This window comes from Streptomyces subrutilus (genome assembly GCF_001746425.1).
Classification (GTDB): Bacteria; Actinomycetota; Actinomycetes; order Streptomycetales; family Streptomycetaceae; genus Streptomyces; species Streptomyces subrutilus_A.
The window spans coordinates 3,809,866-3,831,951 of sequence record NZ_MEHK01000001.1; the positions used below are offsets into that span (position 1 = coordinate 3,809,866).

16 protein-coding genes are annotated in these 22,086 nt (G+C 70.5%); 6 read left to right on the forward strand and 10 right to left on the reverse strand.

Annotation, left to right across the window (positions count from 1 at the left end; translation table 11 throughout):
• Nucleotides 1-235: 235 nt before the first annotated feature.
• The 3 genes from BGK67_RS18125 to BGK67_RS18135 all read left to right on the forward strand — a co-directional run bounded on the left by BGK67_RS18125 (nucleotide 236) and on the right by BGK67_RS18135 (nucleotide 3,147).
• Nucleotides 236-1,324 (forward strand): ParA family protein, encoded by a 1,089-nt coding sequence (locus BGK67_RS18125; RefSeq protein ID WP_079154256.1) that lies wholly within the window; start codon nucleotides 236-238, stop codon nucleotides 1,322-1,324.
• Nucleotides 1,321-2,412: a ParB/RepB/Spo0J family partition protein gene (locus BGK67_RS18130; RefSeq protein ID WP_069921067.1), complete on the forward strand. Its 1,092-nt coding sequence runs from the start codon at nucleotides 1,321-1,323 to the stop codon at nucleotides 2,410-2,412. Before BGK67_RS18125 ends, BGK67_RS18130 begins: the two co-directional genes overlap by 4 nt.
• A gap of 117 nt (nucleotides 2,413-2,529) precedes the next feature.
• Nucleotides 2,530-3,147, forward strand: a complete 618-nt coding sequence (locus BGK67_RS18135; protein ID WP_069921068.1) for a GNAT family N-acetyltransferase — start codon at nucleotides 2,530-2,532, stop codon at nucleotides 3,145-3,147.
• Between the two features lie 93 nt (nucleotides 3,148-3,240).
• Here BGK67_RS18135 and trxA read toward each other — a convergent pair whose 3' ends face one another.
• The 7 genes from trxA to BGK67_RS18170 all read right to left on the reverse strand — a co-directional run bounded on the left by trxA (nucleotide 3,241) and on the right by BGK67_RS18170 (nucleotide 12,777).
• Entirely contained in the window at nucleotides 3,241-3,582 is a 342-nt protein-coding gene (trxA, locus tag BGK67_RS18140) for a thioredoxin (protein ID WP_069921069.1), read from the reverse strand.
• 49 nt (nucleotides 3,583-3,631) lie between these two features.
• Nucleotides 3,632-4,591 carry a thioredoxin-disulfide reductase gene (gene trxB, locus BGK67_RS18145; protein ID WP_069921070.1) on the reverse strand — a complete coding sequence of 320 codons (960 nt, stop codon included), beginning with the start codon at nucleotides 4,589-4,591 and terminating at the stop codon, nucleotides 3,632-3,634.
• Nucleotides 4,592-4,715: 124 nt separating this feature from the next.
• Nucleotides 4,716-5,654 (reverse strand): anti-sigma factor, encoded by a 939-nt coding sequence (locus tag BGK67_RS18150; protein WP_069921071.1) that lies wholly within the window; start codon nucleotides 5,652-5,654, stop codon nucleotides 4,716-4,718.
• Complete coding sequence (sigM, locus tag BGK67_RS18155; RefSeq protein ID WP_069921072.1) at nucleotides 5,651-6,346, reverse strand: RNA polymerase sigma factor SigM; 696 nt, start codon at nucleotides 6,344-6,346, stop codon at nucleotides 5,651-5,653. Before sigM ends, BGK67_RS18150 begins: the two co-directional genes overlap by 4 nt.
• A gap of 100 nt (nucleotides 6,347-6,446) precedes the next feature.
• Complete coding sequence (locus BGK67_RS18160) at nucleotides 6,447-8,174, reverse strand: protein kinase family protein (RefSeq protein WP_069921073.1); 1,728 nt, start codon at nucleotides 8,172-8,174, stop codon at nucleotides 6,447-6,449.
• A gap of 117 nt (nucleotides 8,175-8,291) precedes the next feature.
• Nucleotides 8,292-10,466 carry a murein biosynthesis integral membrane protein MurJ gene (murJ, locus tag BGK67_RS18165; RefSeq protein ID WP_069921074.1) on the reverse strand — a complete coding sequence of 725 codons (2,175 nt, stop codon included), beginning with the start codon at nucleotides 10,464-10,466 and terminating at the stop codon, nucleotides 8,292-8,294.
• A gap of 46 nt (nucleotides 10,467-10,512) precedes the next feature.
• On the reverse strand, nucleotides 10,513-12,777 hold the full coding sequence (locus BGK67_RS18170; RefSeq protein WP_069921075.1) for a DUF6049 family protein: 2,265 nt from the start codon (nucleotides 12,775-12,777) through the stop codon (nucleotides 10,513-10,515).
• A gap of 185 nt (nucleotides 12,778-12,962) precedes the next feature.
• Between BGK67_RS18170 and BGK67_RS18175 the strand changes: the two genes are divergently transcribed.
• Nucleotides 12,963-14,405, forward strand: coding sequence for a CCA tRNA nucleotidyltransferase (locus BGK67_RS18175; RefSeq protein WP_069921076.1), 1,443 nt, complete (start codon nucleotides 12,963-12,965; stop codon nucleotides 14,403-14,405).
• A 78-nt stretch (nucleotides 14,406-14,483) separates the two neighbouring features.
• On the opposite strand, the gene BGK67_RS18180 is transcribed toward BGK67_RS18175, so the two are convergent.
• From BGK67_RS18180 to BGK67_RS18190, 3 genes are all read right to left on the reverse strand, one after another.
• On the reverse strand, nucleotides 14,484-15,752 hold the full coding sequence (locus BGK67_RS18180) for an MFS transporter (RefSeq protein WP_069921077.1): 1,269 nt from the start codon (nucleotides 15,750-15,752) through the stop codon (nucleotides 14,484-14,486).
• Between the two features lie 106 nt (nucleotides 15,753-15,858).
• The gene (locus BGK67_RS18185; RefSeq protein ID WP_069921078.1) at nucleotides 15,859-16,941 is read right to left on the reverse strand and encodes an inositol-3-phosphate synthase; all 1,083 of its coding nucleotides are present in this window, start codon (nucleotides 16,939-16,941) and stop codon (nucleotides 15,859-15,861) included.
• A 49-nt stretch (nucleotides 16,942-16,990) separates the two neighbouring features.
• On the reverse strand, nucleotides 16,991-17,593 hold the full coding sequence (locus BGK67_RS18190; RefSeq protein ID WP_069921079.1) for a PadR family transcriptional regulator: 603 nt from the start codon (nucleotides 17,591-17,593) through the stop codon (nucleotides 16,991-16,993).
• Nucleotides 17,594-17,887: 294 nt separating this feature from the next.
• On the opposite strand from BGK67_RS18190, the gene BGK67_RS18195 reads away from it, so the two are divergent.
• A complete protein-coding gene (locus tag BGK67_RS18195) occupies nucleotides 17,888-20,503 on the forward strand; it encodes a transglycosylase domain-containing protein (protein ID WP_079154257.1) in 2,616 nt (871 codons plus the stop codon).
• Nucleotides 20,504-20,592: 89 nt separating this feature from the next.
• Nucleotides 20,593-22,053, forward strand: a complete 1,461-nt coding sequence (locus BGK67_RS18200; RefSeq protein ID WP_069921081.1) for a glycosyltransferase family 87 protein — start codon at nucleotides 20,593-20,595, stop codon at nucleotides 22,051-22,053.
• The last annotated feature ends 33 nt before the right edge of the window (nucleotides 22,054-22,086 follow it).

A 22,086-nucleotide genomic window follows, 5' to 3' on the forward strand; every position in this document is an offset into this window, starting at 1 on the left:
TTTCACCTGGGTTGGGCCCTATAGGTATGGATTTCGGAGTGTCGTAGCGGCCTGCAGTCTCCGCCCGGGCATCGTGTTTCACGTGAAACGTCGCTCTCTGCTGCACGGAATCATCAGCCGCGGTCGTGCGGCTGCGTCCCCCCGCCTTCGCAAGGACGCGAGGGGGACGGAGTTGTCCACATCGGTGGATTCATCCACAGGAGTACGGGCCCCGCTGGTTCGCGACCCCGGTGACATGGCAGGCTCTGTGCATCGCGAGCCTGATGTCGAGGAGAGTGACACCGTGCGGTCCGACGCCAACCTCGCGGGGCCGATGGCCGATCCGGTCCCCGGTCCCCGCTCTGAATCGGCGGGGGACGATGTTTCACGTGAAACATCGCCTCCTCCTCTTGTAGACAACGACACCCCCATCGGCCGAGCCGCCCAGCTGGCGGTCGAGGCGCTGGGGCGCGCCGGCGAGGGCTTGCCCCGTCCGGAGCAGACCCGGGTCATCGTGGTCGCCAACCAGAAGGGCGGCGTGGGCAAGACCACCACGACCGTGAATCTGGCGGCCTCCCTGGCACTGCACGGGGCGCGGGTCCTGGTGGTAGACCTCGACCCGCAGGGCAATGCCTCGACCGCCCTGGGCATCGACCACCACGCGGATGTGCCCTCGATCTACGACGTGCTCGTGGACAGCCGGCCGCTGCTGGAGGTCGTCCAGCCCGTCGTGGATGTGGAGGGGCTCTTCTGTGCCCCGGCCACGATCGACCTCGCGGGCGCCGAGATCGAGCTGGTGTCGCTGGTGGCCCGTGAGAGCCGGCTGCAGCGGGCGATCCAGGCGTACGAGCAGCCGCTCGACTACATCCTGATCGACTGCCCGCCGTCGTTGGGCCTGCTGACGGTCAACGCTCTCGTGGCGGGCGCGGAGGTGCTGATCCCGATCCAGTGCGAGTACTACGCGCTGGAGGGACTGGGCCAGCTGCTGCGCAACGTCGATCTGGTACGGGCCCACCTGAACCCGTCCCTGCACGTGTCGACGATCCTGCTGACGATGTACGACGGCAGGACCCGGCTGGCCTCGCAGGTGGCGGACGAGGTGCGCAGTCACTTCGGCAAGGAGGTGCTGCGGACGAGCATCCCGCGGTCGGTGCGCATCTCCGAGGCGCCGAGTTACGGGCAGACGGTGCTCACGTACGACCCGGGTTCCAGCGGCTCGCTCTCCTATTTGGAGGCGGCACGGGAAATCGCGTTTCGTGGGGTTGGAATGCAGTACGACGCCCAGCAGGCCCATCTGGGCGCGGGCGTGAACAGCACGCAGAGTGTGGCGGAGGGGATCCAGTGAGCGAGCGACGTAGAGGTCTGGGGCGGGGGCTCGGTGCGCTGATTCCGGCGGCTCCGCAGGAGAAGACGCCGCCGGTGGGCGGCGGCGGGTCGACGTCTCCGTCGGCGGTGCCGGTGCTGACCTCGGAGCGCGGGGTCGCGGCGGCGAAGCTGGCTTCGCTGACGCAGGCCGATGTTTCACGTGAAACATCGTTCGCCGCTGCGCCGGTGAGCGAGCCGGTGCCGACGACGCCGGAGGCGGGTGTGGTGGCCGGGGCGTCGTTCGCGGAGCTTCCGATGGACGCGATCACGCCGAACCCGCGGCAGCCGCGTGAGGTGTTCGACGAGGACGCGCTGGCCGAGCTGGTGACCTCCATCCAGGAGGTGGGTCTGCTCCAGCCGGTGGTGGTGCGGCAGTCGACGCCGGGCCGCTATGAGCTGATCATGGGCGAGCGGCGCTGGCGGGCCTGCCGGGAGGCCGGCCTGGACAGCATTCCGGCGATCATCCGGGCGACGGACGACGAGAAGCTGCTCCTGGACGCACTCCTGGAGAACCTGCACCGGGCTCAGCTGAACCCGCTGGAAGAGGCCGCGGCGTACGACCAGCTGCTCCAGGACTTCAACTGCACGCACGACCAGCTGGCGGACCGGATCGGACGTTCGCGTCCCCAGGTGTCGAACACGCTGCGGCTGCTGAAGCTGTCGCCGTCGGTGCAGCGCAGGGTGGCCGCGGGTGTGCTGTCGGCGGGTCACGCGCGGGCGCTGCTGTCGGTGGAGGACTCCGAGGAGCAGGACCGCCTGGCGCACCGGATCGTCGCCGAGGGGCTGTCGGTGCGTGCGGTGGAGGAGATCGTGACGCTGATGGCGTCGGAGCCCTCCAGCGCGGTGAAGCCGAAGGGTCCCCGTGCGGGTACCCGGGTGGCTCCGGCGCTCAACGAACTGGCGACGCGGCTGTCGGACCGGTTCGAGACGCGGGTGAAGGTCGATCTGGGCCAGAAGAAGGGCAAGATCACCGTCGAGTTCGCCTCGATGGAGGACTTGGAGCGGATTCTGGGGACGCTGGCACCGGGCGAGGGCCGGGTGCTGGAGCAGGGTCTGTCCGGGGAGTGACCCGGGGCCGCCGAAGGGGCGGACCGCGCTGGCTCCCGCCGGCGCGGTCCGCCCCTTCGGCGTGCTGTCGGAGCCGTGCCTGTCGAAAGAAGGGGTGCCAGTGGTTACGATGCGTACATGGGTCGTCGGCTGGTACCGCTCACGCTGGACAACCTCCAGGATCTGCCTCGTCGTTGCCGGTCCTGTGTGTTCTGGGAGCTCGATCCGGTCAGTGGTGACGCCGCCGTGAAGGCGGGTACGCCGGCGTTGGAAAAGGAGGCCTGGATCTCCGCCGTCCTCCTCGAGTGGGGATCGTGCGGCCGGGTGGTCTACGTGGATGAGGTCCCGGTCGGGTTCGTGCTCTACGCGCCGCCGGCGTACGTACCGCGGTCCACCGCGTTTCCCACGAGCCCGGTGTCGCCGGACGCCGTGCAGCTGATCACCGCGTTCATCACGCCGGGGTACCAGGGGCAGGGGCTCGGCCGGGTCATGGTCCAGACGGTGGCGAAGGACCTGCTGCGGCGGGGGTTTCGGGCCATCGAGGCCTTCGGGGACGCCCGGTGGGAGGGTCCGGCCTGTCTGCTCCCGGCGGACCACCTCCTCGCGGTGGGCTTCAAGACGGTACGGCCGCACCCTGCGCATCCCCGGCTGCGGCTGGAGCTGCGCTCCACGCTGTCGTGGAAGGAAGACGTGGAACTGGCGCTGGACCGGCTGCTGGGCGCGGCGCGCAAGGAGCCGGCGCTGCGCCCGCTGTGATCCGGATACGTGAAACGGGCCGCCCCACGAAGGGGCGGCCCGTTTCACGATCCGGCTACCGCTGGGGGTGTCCCCAGCCGAAGAGGCCGTTCGTCAGGCGGACGTGACCTGGACGAAGTCCTCGAGGTCGCGCAGGATGGCGGCCTTCGGCTTGGCGCCCACGATGGTCTTGGCGACCTCGCCGCCCTGGTACACGTTCAGGGTCGGGATGGACATGACGCCGTACTTGGCGGCCGTGGCCGGGTTCTCGTCGATGTTCAGCTTGACGATCTCGATCTGGTCGCCGTACTCGGCGGCGATGGCCTCGAGGGACGGCGCGATCTGGCGGCACGGTCCGCACCAGGCGGCCCAGAAGTCCACCAGTACGGGCTTGTCGCTCCTGAGGACCTCGGCGTCGAAGTCAGCGTCGGTCACGTTCTTGAGGGTGCCGGCCACAGCGGCCTCCTTCTCTTCCTGCGGGGTGTGGGGTGGGGCTGGTACGGGGTCAGACGGTCGCGTGGGCCTTCTCGGCGTCCGCCAGGGCGGCGAGGAAGCGCTCGGCGTCCAGCGCCGCGGAGCAGCCGGTGCCCGCGGCGGTGATGGCCTGACGGTAGGTGTGGTCCACGACGTCGCCGGCGCCGAAGACGCCGGGCACGCTGGTCCGGGTGGAGGGGGCGTCGACCTTGAGGTAACCCTCGTCGTCGAGCTCCAGCTGGTCCTTGAACAGCTCGGTGCGCGGGTCGTGGCCGACGGCGATGAAGAGGCCGGTCACGGGCAGCTCGGAGGTCTCGCCGGTCTTGGTGTTGCGCAGGGTGAGACCGGAGAGCTTCTGCTCGCCGTGGATCTCGGCGACCTCGCTGTCCCAGGCGAACGTGATCTTCGGGTCGGCGAAGGCGCGGTCCTGCATGGCCTTCGAGGCGCGCAGGCTGTCGCGGCGGTGGACGATCGTGACGGACTTGGCGAACCGGGAGAGGAAGGTCGCTTCCTCGATCGCGGTGTCGCCGCCGCCGACCACGGCGATGTCGTGGTCCTTGAAGAAGAACCCGTCACAGGTGGCGCACCAGGAGACACCGCGTCCGGAGAGAGCGTCCTCGTTCGGCAGGCCGAGCTTGCGGTGCTGGGAGCCGGTGGTGACGATGACGGCCTTGGCACGGTGCACGGTGCCGGCGGTGTCGGTGACGGTCTTGATCTCACCGGTCAGGTCCACGGACACGACGTCGTCCGGGACCAGCTCGGCGCCGAAGCGCTCGGCCTGGCCGCGCATGTTGTCCATGAGGTCCGGGCCCATGATGCCGTCCTGGAACCCGGGGAAGTTCTCCACCTCGGTGGTGTTCATCAGCGCGCCGCCGGCGGTGACGGCGCCTTCGAAGACCAGCGGCTTGAGCGAAGCACGTGCGGTGTACAGGGCGGCGGTGTAACCGGCCGGTCCGGATCCGATGATGATCACGTTTCGGACGTCGCTCACGGGTTTCTTCCTCGTCTCTGCGGACTGCGTGCTGCCTACCGGGGGCCGGTGCGGACTCTCACCCCACCCAACGGATCCTACGGCGCATGCATTCCCCGGCCGGACCGGTGCGGGACCCGATGTGTCAGCTTCGGGCATAGCTGTTGGTGAGCAGGACCTTCCCGGTGGTGTCCGGGGCGTTCTCGCAGCCGCTGTCGACGAGGTAGGCGTCCACGCGTGCGCTGTCGCCCGGGTGGGGCAGGACGAGCAGGAAGACGGGAGTGCCCCGGTAGTTGCCGCGTTCGGCGGCGATCGGGAGGTCGGTGCGGCCGGTCGCCTTCTGGACGCAGGCCGGGACGGAGTTCGCCCGGCGGTCGTCGGGGGCGATCCCGGGGGCCGGAGAGGTGTTCTCCATTCCGTACGTGTTGTTCTGCTCCTGCTGGTGGCCACCGGGGGCCTTCTCGGAGGCGAGGAGCCGGCGGACCGTGTCCGGGAGGCCTTGGGCGGTGTAGGAGCCGTCGGCGGTGTGGGGCTCGGCGGCGGTGCTCGCCGCGTCGCGGGCCGTCTGCGCGGGCGGACCGGTGAGGTCGCCGAACAGGAAGATCCCGAGGGCGCAGGCGGCGGCCCCGGTCAGTCCCGCGAGAACGGCGATCCGGCGGCGGGCGCGGCGGCGCCGGCCGGGGCCGGTTGGGCCGGTCGGGTGACCGGCGGGCTGGGCGCCGCTCCTCGCGGGTGTTTCACGTGAAACATCGCGGTCGGCGGGCCGGGGAGCGGCCGCCTCGTGCCGTCCGCTGCTCTCGTCGGTCGCCCGGGGCGTGGTGGCGTCGAGGAGGGCCTCCGCGGCGAGGGCGGCGTCGATGCGGCCCGCGATGTCGGCGGGCATCCGGGCCGGCCCCGGGAGAGTGCCCAACAAGGCCCGGATCTCGTCCAGCGAGGCCCGTACATCGGCGCACAGCGCGCAGTCGCCGAGGTGGCGGCGGACTTCGGCGCTGCGGGCCGGGGAGAGGAGCCCCTCGGTCAGGTCGGAGATCTCCGAGACGTCCGGGTGCCGAATCGTGCCGGTCGTGCCGGTGGTGGGGCTCACGGTCGTCCACCTCCGCCCTTCACTGCGTCTGGGTCTGGATGCCTGGGCTCTGCCGCTGGTGGGACGGCTGTCCCCGGCGTCCGGTTCCTTCCCCGCCCGGTGGCGGTGTTATCCCCGGCATTCGTGCGCAGATGAGTGAGCATCGGGAGGAGTTTCGCCCGGCCGCGCGCGCACCGGCTCTTCACGGTGCCGGTGGGGACGTCGAGGATGCCGGCCGCCTCGGCGACCGGGTATCCCTGCATGTCGACGAGGACGAGCGCCGCCCGCTGTTCGGCGGGGAGGGTGCTGAGGGCGGCCAGGAGCTGGCGGTGGAGGTCCTGGCGCTCCGCGGGGGCCTCGGCTGACTCGTGGGGCTCCAGGAGGCGCTCCAGGCGCTCCGTGTCGTCGAGCGGCGAGGTCCTGCGGGAGGCGGCCTTGCGGGCCCGGTCGAGGCAGGCGTTGACGGTGATGCGGTGCAGCCAGGTGGTGACGGCGGATTCCCCGCGGAAGGTGTGGGCGGCCCGGTAGGCGGAGACGAGGGCGTCCTGCACCGCGTCGGCGGCCTCCTCCCGGTCGCCGAGCGTCCGCAGGGCCACGGCCCAGAGCCGGTCCCGGTGGCGCCGCACGACCTCGCCGAAGGCGTCGGGGTCGCCGGCCACGTGCCGGGCCAGCAGGTCCGCGTCGCTCGCGTCGCCCGTCGTCGCGTCGTGCATCACACCTCGCCTCCCGGGGGGAGATTACGGCCTGGGAGGGGGAATTGACGAGGGCCCGCCGTGCCGGTGGCGCAGCGGGCCCGCGATGACGGACCGGACCTCAAGGGGTCGTGCCGAGGATCTTGATCTCGTTGATGCCGCCGCGGAAGGTGTCCGCCCCCTCGGGAGGCAGGGAGGTGATGTGGATCAGCACGTACCGGGTACGGACCGGCTTGTCGAGGGTGGCCTTCAGCTTCTTCTCGACGTCCTTCAGCTCGGTGATCGGCTGGGAGAACTGGGAGAGCTCCGACGGCGAGGAGGCGTCGGGCGCGGCGGCCCGGACCTGGAGCTTCTGGCCGCTCGCGAAGAGGTCCAGATCGATCCCGGCCACGTCCTGCACGCTGCCGAGGTCGACGATGATGCCGCTGCCGCCCCTGCGGGTCGGCAGGTTGCCGAAGTTGGCGAAGTCGTCGTACCGGGGAGTGGCCCAGCCGCTGTCCGGGTTGCCGTCGACGGCCTTTCGGCTGTCCTTGGTGTTCAGCGGGTCCGGGTCGGGGGCGAACACGGAGACGTCGGTGATGGGGAGCTGCCTGCCGGCGGTGACCTGCTTGGGGGCCTCGTCGGTCTCGGTCTGCGTGTGGTTCGGGCCGTTGGTGCCGCCCTTGCCGTGGTCGATCAGCTTGTCGGCGAGCTGCCAGCTGCCCAGGCCGAGGGCGGCGATGAGCAGGGCGGCGACACCCCACTTGAGGGCCCGGCCCGTACGGCTCTGCAGAGGGGGCGGCGGGGGCGCGAGGGGCCGGACCTGGGTGGTGCTGCCGCCGGGAGGCGTGGGGCGGCCGTAGCTGCCCTGCTGGTAGGTGGTGTGCTGGTACTCCGGCGGGGCGGTGAAGGCGGGCTCCGGGGGCCGGATGCGGGGCATCGCGGCGACGGCCTTGGCCAGCTCCTCCGGGGTGGTGAAGGCGGGCTCCTGACGGGAGGCGGTGGCCCCGTCGTTGGCGAGGGCGCGCATGGCGAGCTCGCCCAGGCCCCGGTGGACCCCCGCGCGGACCTGGTCGGGGGCGATCAGGCCGACGCCCTTGGGCAGGCCGGTGAGGCCGTAGGCGTCGCTCTCGTACGGCCAGCGCTGGGTGAGCCCGGCGTACAGGAGTGCGCCGATGGCCTCGGTGTCGGCGCGCTGCGGGGTCTCGCTGGTGATGCCGCGCAGCGCCGCGTTCACGGCGAGGCCGCGGATGCGGTACTGGCCGGTGGAGGTTCGCAGTATCGCGCTCGGTGTCAGGCGCAGATGGGCGAGGCCCTCGCGGTGAGCCGCCGTCATGGCCTGGGAGACCTGGCTGACGAGCTGGTAGGCCTCGTGGGGCTCCAGGGGGCCCGCGGCGAGGAGGGCCGTGAGCTCGGTGGCGTCGGGCAGCCATTCGTGGACGACGTAGACCAGGTCGTTCTCCTCCACCGCGTCGAGGACCTGGACGAACCGGGGGTCGCCGAGCAGGGCGGAGGAACGGGCGGCGGCGAGGACGGACCGGGCCCGCGGGTGGTCGGCGGGCAGCAGGTGGACGCCGACGGCCCGGCGCAGCTTCTCGTCCATCGCACGCCAGCTGCTGAATCCGTCCACACGGGTGACGCACTCTTCGAGCCGGTAGCGTCTGGCGAGCTTGTGGCCGCTGTGGAGTTCGGGTGCGGCCGTGGGGGCCGCCGTCGTGCGTTCGCCGTCCTTTTCGGTCATGGGTCCGCCCGCGGCTCGTCCGTTCTGGGTGTCCACCCCGTCGGCCGTGGCCTTGTCCGCTTTCGCGGCCAGCGGCTTGTCGCCACTGTTGTCTGCCACGTCGACGGCAGCCGTGCTACGTTCCGCCACCGTCGTTCCCGCCTCCCCATCCGTTGCGCGCTGTCGGCCAGTCTGCGAAGCCATGCCAATTGTGCCCACAGTCCGACGCTATGCACGACACACGAACGGGGGCGACGGTTGTGCGCATCAGCGCCCCAGTCGTCCGCGGACCATTCCGACCATCGCGTTGAGCTCTTCGATCCGCATGCGCTTGGCGGCGATGAGGAACACGGCCGCCAGGGCGATGCCGCCGGCCACCAGAGAGGCGGCGGAGCCGGCGACTCCGCTGCCGAGCCACCGGGTGACCGCGTAGGCGGCGGCACCGGCCACCGCGGCCGCGGGGACGCAGGCGCCGGTGAGGCGGGCGTAGGTGCGCATCACGTGCGCGCCGTCGAGGTCGCCGCCGAGGCGGTTCTTCAGGCGGCGCCAGGCGACGCCCACGCCGACGGCGTAGCCGAGGCCGTAGGCGGCGGCCATGCCCACGACGGCCCACCGGGCGGGGAGGAGGAAGAAGGAGGCCGCGGAGCCCGCCGCGTTGACGGCGGCGACGATGACGGTGTTGTAGAAGGGCGTCCGGGTGTCCTCGTAGGCGTAGAAGCCGCGCAGGACCACGTACTGGACCGAGTACGGGATCAGTCCGAGGCCGAAGGCCATCAGGACGTAGCCGATGTTCTGGGCCCCGGAGCCGGAACCGGCGTAGAGCAGCGTGGCCATGGGGACGCCGAGGGCGAGGAACGCGAAGGCGCAGGGCACGATCGCGACGGCGGAGGTGCGCAGCCCGTAGGAGATGTCGTCGCGGACGGCGGCGGCGTCCCCGTCGTGGGCGGACCGGGAGATGCGCGGCAGGACGGCGGTCATGACGGAGACGGTGATGATCGCCTGCGGCATCTGCCACAGCAGCAGCGCGTAGTTGTAGGCGGTGATGCCGGTGCCGGAGTGGCCCTGCTTCTCGGCAACGGAGCCGGCCCAGGTGGCGAGCTGGGTGACGACGACGAGCCCGATCTGGTTGGCGAGGACGAAGAAGAACGTCCACTTGGCCAGGCGGGCGGCCTTGCCGAGGCCGTGGCCCTTCCAGTCGAAGCGCAGGCGCGGCTTGAAGCCGGCGTCGCGCAGGTAGGGCAGCATGGCCAGGGCCTGGACGGTGAGGCCCAACAGGGTGCCGAGGCCCAGCAGTCGGACGCCGTCGGCGGTGACCGTGGCGGCGTTGACGCCGGAGGTGGTGAAGCCGCCGAAGGCCCAGATGAAGGCGCCGAAGGTGGCGATGACGACGATGTTGTTGAGGACCGGGGTCCACATCATCGCGCCGAAGCGGCCGCGGGCGTTGAGGATCTGACCGAGGACCACGTGGACGCCCATGAAGAACATGGTGGGCAGGCAGTAGCGGGCGAAGGCGACCGCGACGTCCATCTGCTGGGGGTCGGAGGCGATCTTCGGCGACATCATCGTGATGAACACGGGCGCGGCCAGGACGCAGATGGTGGTGATGCCGGCCAGCAGGACGACGACGAGGGTCAGCAGCCGGTTGGCGTACGCCTGGCCGCCGTCGCTGTCGTTCTTCATGGCCCGGACCAGCTGCGGGATGAAGACGGCGTTGAGGGCGCCGCCGCCGACCAGCACGTAGATCATCGTCGGCAGGGTGTTGGCGATCTGGTACGTGTCGTTGAAGGTGCCGACGCCGATGGCACCGGCGATGACCAGGGTCCGCAGGAAGCCGGTGATGCGGGAGACGATCGTGCCGGCCGCCATGAGCGCGCTGGACTTCAGCAGGCTGGACGCGCGTCCGGCGGGCTTGGCCGGCGCCGGGGCGGCGACGGGCGCCTCCTCGGCGGTGGTGCGGGGGGCCGCCTCCTGGTCCCGGTACAGGTGGGCGAAGGCATCGGGTTCGGGCTGTTCGTCCGCCGCCCTGGTGACGAGGGAGTCCACGCCGACGAACTCCGTCGTGGTGGCGTGGTCGCCGTACGGGAGGTGGCGGGAGGGGCCGTCCGGCTCGGGCGGCGGGGTCTGGGCCCAGACGCGCGGATCGGGGGCGTAGGAGGGCGCCGTGGGCGCCGCGTACAGCGGGCCGGGCTCCTGGTAGGTACCGGGCGGCGGCGGGGGGTGTGCGGCCCGGTCGTAGAGGACCTCGGCGACGGGGTCCTGCGCGGACAGGTCCTGCGACCGGTACGGGTCGTAGTCGTAGGCGTCCTGGACATACGGGTCGCGGTCCGGCGCGGGCGCAGGTGCGGGAACCTGCCCGGGCACCGGGGTGCCCGGGGCAGTGCCCTGGGAGGGCGTACGCCCACCAGTGCCCTGCGCGCGGTCACCGTCGTACGGCGCGTTCATCGAAACCCCACCTCATCGTCCCCAGGCCGACCGGCCACGGCATCGCTCAACGGTCCACTGTCTCACTCGTGCCGGACCCGTCCGTGCTTTGCGGTCCGGTGTCCGGGGACTCGTCACTCTGCTGCGTGCTCTCCTCGGCGGCCGCGCGCGCCGCGACGCGCTTGCGGCTGGCGTACATCTTGATGCCCGCCAGGACGAGGAGGAGCACACCGCCGGCGATGACGAGCATGACGGTGGGGGTGATCTCGGTGGCGTCGACGGTGAACTTTCGTTCCTTGCCGTAGGGGACGCCGTCCTTGGTGAAGAGCTGCGCGGTGACCTCGACGGGGCCGCTCGCGGTGGCGTTCGCGGGGAACTTGATCGTCTGGGTGTGGTCGCCCTGGACGGTGACCTGCTGTTCGGCCTGGCCCTTGGCGCCGAACATCAGGCGGGTGGGGTTGGCCGACTTCACCCGCAGGACCAGGTCGTGGACGTCCTGGACGAGGCTGTTCTGGACACTCACCGGGATGGTGGCGCTGTGGCCGGACAAGGTGGCGTCGGACTTGGGGACGATCTTGACCTTCTCGGTGAGGCCGATCAGATAGTCCTGCGCCTGGTCCCGGTAGAGGGCGGCCTCGGCGGGGCGGCCACGCCAGGAGGCGGACATCTCCCGGTTGGTGGTGTTGCCGAAGGGGATCTCCACGCGGTCGGGCGCGGCGAGGATGACCTTGAAGTGGTCGAGGGTGTTCTGGGTGGTCCGGATCTTCTCGAAAGCGGTCGCCGGGAGCTCCTGCTTGCGCAGCTCCTCGGGGTACTGCCCGGCGCCCGGCACCTGGGTGGCGGCCGCCGGGTCGGGTTTGGCCGCGGCCGCGGCCTCGAGATCGCCGGGCTGGGTCCAGCGGCCGGCCTGCAGGGCGCGGACGGCATCGGCCATCGTCCCCACCTGGCTGACACTGGGCATCCGCTGCGGGGCGACGACGAAGCTGCGCTGCTCGTCGGTCTTCTGCAGGTTCAGGGCGAGGGTGTGGGCGAGGAACCGCTGCACGGCGAGGGTGGAGTTCCCGGCGCTCAGCATGTCGCCCTCGAAGGCGGTGGAGAGTTCCGCGTCGGCGACGACTGCGGTGGCGCCCGCGCCGATGGGGCGGGCGGCCGAGGGGGTGTACCCGAGGGCTCCGCTCTCCGAGAGGCTGTCGCTGCGGGTGAGGATGTTGTGGGCGCCGGCCGAGGTGGCGACGTTGACGATCGAGGGGTCGATGGCGCCGTCCACGGGCCAGGAGAAGTCGGTGGACGCGGGGACGTGCAGGACCGTCTCGACGGCCTGCTTCGCCTTGTCGGTGGCGGGCCGCAGCTGGCCCAGGCTCCCCGAGACGTCCTTGCCGCGGTGGGCGAGGGAGGCGAGGTCGGGGTCCGCGAAGGGCAGGGCCACGACCTTCTTGCCCTGGACGGCCGCTTCCAGGGAGCTCAGCCACTGTTCGGCGACGGCCTTGTTCTTGCCCTGTACGGACTTTCCGCCCGGGACGCGGACCCGGTAGCCCTTGGTCATCGCGTCGACCGTGTACAGCAGGTCCGGATCGATGACCCAGGTGATGGGCAGGTCCTTGCCGAGCGCGACCATCCGCTCCAGCCGGCCGCCCGACTTGAGCTCCTCCGCGAGGGAGTCGTCGAGGAAGACGGGGGTCTGCGTCTCGTCCGAGCCGGTTTCCGCGGTCACGTGGGTGGTGGAGATCAGCGGCCACACGTAGGTGAGCTGGGCCCGCTTGGCCGCGGCCTCCGGCTGCCAGGGCAGGAAGGTGCGCTTGATGCCCAGGACCTGCTCGGACGGGCGGCTCTCGGTCACCCCGGACAGGGAGACGCCGAGTTGGTAGACCCCGTCCTTGTCCAGCTCCAGCTTGTTCACCGGGACCGTCAGGGTAAAAGTGTGGTTGACCTTCGACGGCAGCGAGGCGATCTTCACGGCGTGGGCCGGATCGATCTCCCCCGGGTCCGTGCCGGCCCGGAAGCCGGTGCGCTCCGCGGCCTCGTCGATCAAGGACCGGTCCGCGAGCAGGGGGCCGACCCGCAGGCCCACGTGGGCGTCGTTGATCGTCTCGGAGCCGTTGTTGACCACGCTGCCCGTGATGGTCAGCGTGTCGCCCTTGACTGGGGCGGCGGGGGTCATCGAGGTCAGCTGGACGTCGACGGTGGCCGCCTGCGCGGCCTGGGCCTCGGGGGCCGGCGAGTAGACCAGGGCGGCGAGGACGGGCGTCCCGGCGAGCAGAACCACCGCGCGCCGCAGCCGGCGGCGCCGGACAGGAGTGGGGGACGCCCCCGGGATGTCTGCCGCCTCGGCCACGCGCTAGCCCGTCCCTCGAAGTGTCAGTGGTCGTCGTCTGTGCGTCCACGCATGGTAACGAGACCCGCTGTGCGCGAGTGCCGCCCCTTGCTCCACATGATCGGCTCAGCCCCGGGGCAGCGGCGTACCGGGGTCGCGATAAAGGGGGAAGCCCGCGCCGGGCGGGACACGTACCCTTTTCTGTTGTGCCGAACGCCAACGAAGACAACCCCAGTGCCCTGAGTCAGGTGCAGCGCCGCGCGGTGAGTGAACTGCTGCGGGTCGCTCCTGTCGCCGACGAGCTCGGCCGCCGCTTCCAGGAGGCGGGCTTCCGCCTCGCCCTGGTCGGCGGTTCCGTCCGCGACGCGCTCCTCGGGCGTCTCGGCAACGATCTCGACTTCACCACCGATGCCCGCCCCGAGGAGGTTCTGAAGATCGTCCGGCCGTGGGCGGACTCGGTGTGGGACGTCGGCATCGCCTTCGGCACCGTCGGGGCGCAGAAGGCCGGCTTCCAGATCGAGGTGACGACGTACCGCTCGGAGGCCTACGACCGGACCTCGCGCAAGCCCGAGGTCTCCTACGGCGACTCGATCGAGGAGGACCTGGTCCGGCGCGACTTCACGGTCAACGCCATGGCCCTGGCCCTTCCGGAGCAGCGGTTCATCGATCCGCACGGCGGTCTGGAGGATCTGGCCGCAGGGGTGCTGCGTACCCCCGGCACCCCCGAGGACTCGTTCTCGGACGATCCGCTGCGCATGCTGCGGGCGGCGCGGTTCGCCGCTCAGCTGGACTTCGAGGTCGCTCCCGAGGTGGTCGCGGCCATGAAGGCCATGTCCGACCGGATCGAGATCGTCTCCGCGGAGCGGGTGCAGGGCGAGCTGAACAAGCTGATCCTGTCCGCCGGCCCGCGCAAGGGCCTTGGCCTGCTCGTGGACACCGGGTTGGCCGACCGGGTCCTGCCGGAGCTGCCCGCCCTGCGGCTGGAGAGTGACGAACACCACCGCCACAAGGACGTCTACGACCACTCGCTGATCGTGCTGGAGCAGGCGATCGCGCTGGAGGAGGACGGCCCGGACCTGGTGCTGCGGCTCGCCGCCCTGCTGCACGACATCGGCAAGCCCCGTACCCGGCGCTTCGAGAGCGACGGCAGGGTCTCCTTCCACCACCACGAGGTGGTGGGCGCGAAGATGACCAAGAAGCGCCTGACGGCTCTGAAGTACTCCAACGACATCATCAAGGACGTGTCCCGGCTGGTGGAGCTGCACCTGCGCTTCCACGGCTACGGCGACGGCGAGTGGACGGACTCCGCGGTGCGGCGCTACGTCCGCGACGCCGGCCCGCTGCTGGCGCGCCTGCACAAGCTGACCCGGTCGGACTGCACCACGCGCAACAAGCGCAAGGCCAACGCGCTGTCCCGGACCTACGACGGTCTGGAGGAGCGCATCGCACAGCTGCAGGAGCAGGAGGAGCTGGACGCGATCCGGCCCGACCTGGACGGCAACGAGATCATGCGGGTGCTGGACGTCGGCCCCGGCCCGGTGATCGGGAAGGCGTACGCGTTCCTCCTGGAGCTGCGGCTGGAGCACGGGCCGCTGGGACACGACGCGGCCGTCACCGCCCTCAAGGAGTGGTGGGCCGCGCAGGCGTGACGCCGGAGGGCCGGAGCCGGTGTTTCACGTGAAACATCGGCCCGGATGCCCCCGCGTGCTCCCCGGCGCGGCGATGTTTCACGTGAAACGTCCCCGCTGTCGGCCCAGCAGCGCCGCGGTGGCGGCGTAGAGGGCGGCCACGCAGAGGATCAGCGGCACGGACTGCCCGTTGACCGGGAGCATCAGGGAGGCCACCGCCGCGGCGCCGACGAAGGCCACGTTGAAGAGCACGTCGTAGACGGAGAAGACACGGCCGCGGTAGTCGTCGTCCACCCGGGACTGCACGATCGTGTCGGTGGAGATCTTGGCGCCCTGGGTGGCGAGGCCGAGGACGAACGCGGCGGCCAGCATCGGTTCGGGGGTGAAGAACAGGCCGAGGGCCGGGACCAGGACCGCGGCGCCCGCTGAGCAGGCCGTGATCCAGCCCAGTGGTCCCAGCCGGCCCACCAGCCAGGGAGTGACGACGGCCGCCGTGAAGAACCCGGCCCCCGAGACGCCGACCGCGATCCCCAGGAGGGCGAGTCCGTCGGCCTCGTTCTCTGACCACGAGTAGCGGCAGAGCATGAGCAGCATCACGAACAGCGCCCCGTAGCAGAAGCGCATCATCGTCATCGCGGTCAGCGCTCGGGCGGCTTCCCGGCGGGAGGCGAGATGCCGCAGCCCCTCGGCCATCCCCCGGACGGTGAGGGCGACGCCCTCGGCGACCGACGGGTGGAGCACGCCAGGGGGGTGGTCGGGCCCGAGGAGGCCGACGGCCAGGCGCAGGGAAGCGAGGGCCGCGGTCAGGTAGAGCCCGGCCCCGAGCAGGACGACGAGGGCGTCGGCGTCGTCGGCCAGCAGCCGGACGAGGAAGGCCAGTCCCCCGCCGGCGGTCGCCGCGAGGGTTCCGGCGGTCGGGGAGAGGGCGTTCGCGGTGACCAGCTGGCCGGGGCCGACGACGTGGGGCAGGGATGCGGAGAGCCCGGCCAGGACGAAGCGGTTGACGGCGGTCACGGACAGCGCCGACGCGTAGAACAGCCAGTCGGGGACCTGGGCGACGATCAGCATGCCGGTGACGCAGGCGAGGAAGGCCCGCAGCAGGTTGCCGTAGAGGAAGACCTGGCGGCGGCGCCAGCGGTCGAGCAGCACCCCGGCGAAGGGGCCGATCGCCGAATACGGCAGCAGCAGTACCGCCATGGTCGAGGCGATGGCCGCCGGTGAGGTCTGTTTCTCGGGGGAGAACACGACGTAGGTGGCGAGCGCGACCTGGTAGACGCCGTCCGCCGCCTGGGAGAGCAGCCGTACGGCGAGCAGGTTGCGGAAGTCCCGCAGGCGCAGGAGTACCCGCAGATCACGTACGACAGGCATGAGGGCAAGGGTCACATACGCGGAGGGTCCCCGGGCGAATTGCCCGGGGACCCTCCGCGGAAGAACAGCCGAAGTCCAGGTGTCCTCGCGGACACCAGGGGCTCGACTAGCGCTCGACCTCGCCCTTGATGAACTTCTCGACGTTCGCGTAGGCCTCGTCGTCGAAGTACTGCACCGGCGGGGACTTCATGAAGTAGCTGGACGCCGACAGGATCGGGCCGCCGATACCGCGGTCCTTGGCGATCTTCGCGGCGCGCAGGGCGTCGATGATGACACCGGCGGAGTTCGGGGAGTCCCACACCTCGAGCTTGTACTCGAGGTTCAGCGGGACGTCGCCGAAGGCGCGGCCCTCGAGGCGGACGTAGGCCCACTTGCGGTCGTCGAGCCACGCGACGTAGTCGGACGGGCCGATGTGGACGTTCTTCTCGCCGAGCTCACGGTCGGGGATCTGCGAGGTGACGGCCTGCGTCTTGGAGATCTTCTTCGACTCCAGGCGGTCGCGCTCGAGCATGTTCTTGAAGTCCATGTTGCCGCCGACGTTGAGCTGCATGGTGCGCTCAAGACGGACACCGCGGTCCTCGAACAGCTTGGCCATCACGCGGTGCGTGATGGTGGCGCCGACCTGCGACTTGATGTCGTCGCCGACGATCGGGACACCGGCCTCGGTGAACTTGTCGGCCCACTCCTTGGTGCCGGCGATGAAGACCGGGAGGGCGTTGACGAAGGCGACCTTGGCGTCGATGGCGCACTGGGCGTAGAACTTCGCCGCGTCCTCGGAGCCGACGGGCAGGTAGCAGATCAGGACGTCGACCTGGCGGTCCTTGAGGATCTGCACCACGTCGACCGGAGCCTCGGCGGACTCCTCGATGGTCAGGCGGTAGTACTTGCCCAGGCCGTCGTAGGTGTGGCCGCGCTGCACGGTGACGCCCGTGTTCGGGACGTCGCAGATCTTGATGGTGTTGTTCTCGCTGGCGCCGATGGCGTCCGAAAGGTCGAGGCCGACCTTCTTCGCGTCGACGTCGAACGCGGCGACGAACTCGATGTCACGCACGTGGTAGTCGCCGAACTGGACGTGCATCAGACCGGGGACCTTGGCCGCCGGGTCGGCGTCCTTGTAGTACTCGACGCCCTGCACCAGCGAGGCGGCGCAGTTGCCTACGCCGACGATGGCTACGCGAACCGAACCCATTCCGGTTGCTCCCTGTTTGTTCTCGGACGAGGTCTGCGAGATGCAGGCCTCATTTTTCAGTTTCGTCGGACGGACCGGGTCGTCTCCGATCCCGTCCCGCCCGCTCGCTCTCGATGAGCTCGTTCAGCCAGCGCACTTCGCGCTCCACGGACTCCATGCCGTGCCGCTGAAGCTCCAGCGTGTAGTCGTCGAGGCGTTCCCGCGTGCGGGCCAGTGAGGCGCGCATCTTCTCCAGGCGCTCCTCCAGCCGGCTGCGGCGGCCCTCCAGTACCCGCATGCGCACGTCTCGTTCGGTCTGGCCGAAGAAGGCGAAGCGCGCGGCGAAGGACTCGTCCTCCCAGGTGTCGGGCCCCGTGTGGGAGAGGAGCTCCTCGAAGTGCTCCTTGCCCGCGGCCGTCAACCGGTAGACGATCTTGGCGCGCCGCCCTGCGAGTGAAGCGGCGAGCGCGTCTTCCGGGGCGTTGCCCGGCTCCTCGATCAACCAGCCGTTGGCGACGAGCGTCTTGAGGCAGGGATAGAGCGTCCCGTAGCTGAAGGCCCTGAACACCCCGAGCGAGGTGTTGAGCCGCTTGCGCAGCTCGTACCCGTGCATGGGGGATTCGCGAAGCAGGCCGAGGACGGCGAATTCGAGGATGCCTGAGCGCCTGCTCATCCGCCTGCCTCTCCTCCGACTCCCACTCCGAGCTCTCGGCCCGGAGTCTTTATGCCGAGCTGATGTATCGACTCGATACATCCAGACGATAGAACGGTGTGCGCCCAGCGACAAGGGGTGACGTGGTGACCGGCGTCACATCACCAATTCGTACGATGCAAGTTGCCTGATTTGGGGTGAACTTCGGCACTGGTCGGGTTTTGAGCGTGCGTAGTCTGTGCGCCAGGACACCGGGGGAACCGGAATTCACCTGCCGCTTCCAGGCCACTCGCCTGCCCGAGGAGTAGTCGTTCGATGAGCGAGCACCGCCGCAAACCGTCGCAGCCCCAAGGTGGTGGGCGAGCCTCGGCCCGCCGGGCTGCCCAGCAGCGTCCCGGCCGGGGCGCCGGATCCGGACGTGACGTTCCCACCGCCTCGCCCAGCGGGCCGTATGCGGAACCGTCCGCGCACGGCAGCCGCGCGGAGGCCCGCCGAGCCGCCCAGAGAGGGGCCGCCGGTCGCGGGGGCAGAGCCTCCGGCCGGGCGGCGCGCGGCGGCACCGGGCGCCCCGACAAGCGCCTCGTCAACTACCCGCGGTCCGACCGGGACGGCTGGAAGCGCTTCGTGCCCTCCTGGAAGCTGGTGTCCGGCACGGCACTGGGCTTCTTCGCGGTCGTCTTCGCCGGAGCGGGCATCGGCATCGCCATGGTGGGCGAGCCGGACCCGCACAAGGCGGCCCAGGCTCAGAACAACGTCTTCGAGTGGGCCGACGGCACCCAGATGGTGGCGACCGGCGGTTCCATGAACCGCCAGATCGTCCCCATCTCCGACATCCCGCGGTCGATGCGGGACGCCGTGATCGCCGCGGAGAACGAGTCCTTCGAGACGGACAAGGGCGTCGACCCGATGGGCATCGGCCGGGCCGTGTGGAACATGGCCACCGGCGGCTCCACCCAGGGCGGCTCGACGATCACCCAGCAGTACGTGAAGAACACCTACCTGGACTCGGACCAGACGCTCAAGCGCAAGGTCACCGAGCTCTTCATCGCCATCAGGCTGGGCGTCTCCGAGGAGAAGGACACGGTCCTCGCGGGCTACCTCAACACCGCCTACTACGGTCGCGACGCCTACGGCATCCAGGCCGCGGCCCGCGCCTACTTCGGCAAGGACTGCAAGGACCTCAACCCCGCCGAGAGCGCCTTCCTGGCCTCCGTGCTCAAGGGCCCCAACCTGTACAACCCGGACGGCGGCATCGGCGCGGCCGCCACCCCCGCCCTCAACGAGCAGCGGGCCAGGAAGCGCTGGGCCTGGGTGCTCGACCGCGAGGTCGAGGTCGGCCGGATGGACAAGAGCGTGCGGGCGAAGTACACGGACGCCGAGTTCCCCCCGCGCATCGAGTCGGAGCAGGCCCGCGGCATGACCGGCCAGATCGGCTACCTGGTCGACACCGCCAAGGCGTACGTGATGAAGAACGCGCACATCAGCGCCGAGCAGATGGCCCTGGGCGGCTACACGATCCGGACCACCTTCGAGAAACCGAAGGTCGACGCCCTGGCCAAGGCCGTCGAGGACACCCGCAACGCATTCCTCGACGAGAAGAAGCGGCCGGAGTTCGACACGTTCGTGCAGTTCGGCGCCTCCTCCGTGGACGTGAAGACCGGGAAGATCGTCGCGATCTACGGCGGACCGGGCTGGGACCAGAAGTACTTCAGCAACAACGCCAACACCAGCGGTGTCCCGGTCGGCTCGACCTGGAAGCCGTACGTGCTGGCGGCGGCGATGGAGTACGGCACGCAGAACTCCAAGGGCCAGGGCATCTCGGTCGACAGCAAGTACCAGGCCAACGACCTCACCGTGATCAACAACCGCGAGGGCAGGCCGCTGCGCGACGCCTCCGGCAGCCCGTTCAAGCAGAAGAACGAGAGCCCCACGCCCTACGGCTACGTGACGCTCACCGAGGCGATGGAGAAGTCCATCAACGTCCCGTTCGCCCAGCTCGTCTTCGACGTCGGCCACGACAAGGTGCGCAACGTGGCCAAGGCCACGGGCATCCTGGAAGAGTCGATGAACCCGAACAACGACGCCTCCTTCGCCCTGGGCACCTCGACTCCCAGCGCCATCCGGATGGCCGACTCGTACGCCACCTTCGCCGCCTCCGGCATGCACCGCGAGCCGTACTCCGTGACCGAGGTCAAGAAGAACGGCGACAAGCTGCCCGGCTTCGAGGCCCCCACGCCCCAGCGGGCCATGGACAACGCCATCGCGGACAACGTCACCAAGGTCCTGCAGAACGTCGTCCAGAACGGCACCGGCACCAAGGCCAAGAAGCTGGGCCGGCCCGCCGCGGGCAAGACCGGTACCACCGACGAGAACAAGTCGGCCTGGTTCGTCGGCTACACCCCGGAGCTGTCCACCTCCGTGGTCCTCTTCCGGTCCAACCCCAATTCGAAGGACAAGGAGCTGCAGTCCATGAACGGCGTGGGCGGCACCGACTCCATCCACGGCGGTGACATCCCGGCCGTCATCTGGACCGAGTACATGCGCGAGGCGCTCAAGGGCGCCCCGCCCACACAGTTCCCCGAGGCCGAGGACATCGGTGTGAAGGCCGACTCGGCGGGAGCCCCCACCCCGACCCCCTCGGCCCCCGCCTCGCCGTCCGCCTCGCCCTCGACCCCGCCGTCGAGCAGCCCGCCCCCGCCCTCCCCGACCCCGTCGAAGAGCGGCAAGCCCTCCTGCAAGCCGTGGGAGCTGTACTGCGACCCGGACACCACCGGCGGGACCGGCAACGGCGGAACCGACGGGGGAACGGACGGCGGGACCGACGGCGGGATCATCGGCGGTCCCAGCGGATCGCCGTCGCAGACGAACACCGGCAAGCCCGGCCGCCCGGGCGGCACGACGGGCTGGCCCACCGGCGCGGCGGCCGACTGACCGCACCCGCCACCGGCCCGGGGAAGGCCGTCGCACGGTGTGCGGCGGCCTTCCCCCATGTCCGGCCCGGTACGGCAGGATGTAGCCCCATGACGAAGGTGCACGAGGACAGCCCCGTACTGCCCACTCAGCAGGACGAGGTCTCCGCAGCGGGCAGTGAGTTCCTCGGCGGCCCCATCGGCCGCCACGCCCGGCTCGGCGGCCACTGGCTGGGGCCCGTCCGCGTGGTGGCCCTGATCGCCATCGGCATGTTCGCGCTGGGCATGGTCCAGAAACTGCCCTGCTACGACTGGGCGTGGTTCCGGGGAGCCGCGTCCCAGTACACCCACGCCTGCTACTCGGACATCCCGCACCTCTACGCGGTACGCGGCTTCGCCGACAACCTGACCCCGTACTTCGACCGGCTTCCGGGCGACATGGAGTACCTGGAGTACCCGGTGCTCACCGGCCTGTTCATGGAGATCGCCTCCTGGCTCACGCCCGGCAGCGGCTCCATGCAGCACCGCGAGCAGATGTACTGGATGGTCAACGCGGGCATGCTGATGGCCTGCGCGGCGGTCATCGCCGTGTGCGTGGCCCGGACCCACCGCCGCCGCCCCTGGGACGCCCTGCTCTTCGCCCTCGCGCCTGCCTTCGCGCTGACCGCGACGATCAACTGGGACCTGCTCGCCATCGCCCTGACCGCCGCCGGAATGCTCATGTGGTCCCGGGGCCGGACGGTCCTCTTCGGTGTCCTCATCGGCCTGGCCACCGCGGCGAAGCTCTACCCGGTGCTGCTGCTCGGCGTGCTGTTCGTGCTCTGCTGGCGGGCCGGGAAGTGGCGGGCCTTCGGCGGGGCGGTCCTCGGCGCGGCCGGGTCCTGGCTCCTGGTGAACCTGCCGGTCATGGCCGGGGCCTGGGAGGGCTGGACGAAGTTCTACACCTTCAGCCAGGAACGGCCCATCGACTTCGGCTCCGTGTGGCTGCTGATCTCCCAGCGCTCGGGCAATCCCCTGGACGGCGCCAACACGTACGCGACCGGGCTGACCCTCCTGCTCTGCGGAGCCATCGGGCTGCTCACCCTGACCGCCCCGCGCCGGCCCCGCTTCGCCCAGCTGGCCTTCCTGGTCGTCGCCGCCTTCATCCTGGCGAACAAGGTCTACTCGCCGCAGTACGTCCTGTGGCTCATCCCGCTCGCCGCACTGGCCCGGCCGCGCTGGCGGGACTTCCTGATCTGGCAGGCCACGGAGGTCGCGTACTTCTTCGGGATCTGGTTCTACCTCGCCTACACGAGCAGCGGGGACAAGCACCAGGGTCTGCCCACGGAGGGCTACCAGCTGGCGATCGCCGCCCATCTGCTGGGCACCCTCTACCTGTGCGCGGTCATCGTCCGCGACATCCTCATGCCCGAACGGGACCTCGTGCGCCGGGACGGCGCCGACGACCCCTCGGGCGGCGTCCTGGACGGGGCCGAGGACGTGTTCGTGCTCTCGGACGCGGCGAGGGCGCCGCAGTACGCGACGCCCTCGGAGGACCGGCGGGTCGACTGGGGCACGTCCGCCAAGGACTGACCCGGGGCGGGCCGGCCGGTCACGGACCGGCCG

Excerpts from the sequence above, each read along its gene's own strand:
- BGK67_RS18125 (WP_079154256.1), top strand. The coding sequence starts at position 236 with ATGGCAGGCTCTGTGCATCGCGAGCCTGATGTCGAGGAGAGTGACACC.
- BGK67_RS18135 (WP_069921068.1), top strand. The coding sequence starts at position 2,530 with ATGGGTCGTCGGCTGGTACCGCTCACGCTGGACAACCTCCAGGATCTG.
- sigM (WP_069921072.1), bottom strand. The coding sequence starts at position 6,346 with ATGCACGACGCGACGACGGGCGACGCGAGCGACGCGGACCTGCTGGCC.
- murJ (WP_069921074.1), bottom strand. The coding sequence starts at position 10,466 with ATGAACGCGCCGTACGACGGTGACCGCGCGCAGGGCACTGGTGGGCGT.
- BGK67_RS18180 (WP_069921077.1), bottom strand. The coding sequence starts at position 15,752 with ATGCCTGTCGTACGTGATCTGCGGGTACTCCTGCGCCTGCGGGACTTC.
- BGK67_RS18185 (WP_069921078.1), bottom strand. The coding sequence starts at position 16,941 with ATGGGTTCGGTTCGCGTAGCCATCGTCGGCGTAGGCAACTGCGCCGCC.
- BGK67_RS18190 (WP_069921079.1), bottom strand. The coding sequence starts at position 17,593 with ATGAGCAGGCGCTCAGGCATCCTCGAATTCGCCGTCCTCGGCCTGCTT.
- BGK67_RS18195 (WP_079154257.1), top strand. The coding sequence starts at position 17,888 with ATGAGCGAGCACCGCCGCAAACCGTCGCAGCCCCAAGGTGGTGGGCGA.
- BGK67_RS18200 (WP_069921081.1), top strand. The coding sequence starts at position 20,593 with ATGACGAAGGTGCACGAGGACAGCCCCGTACTGCCCACTCAGCAGGAC.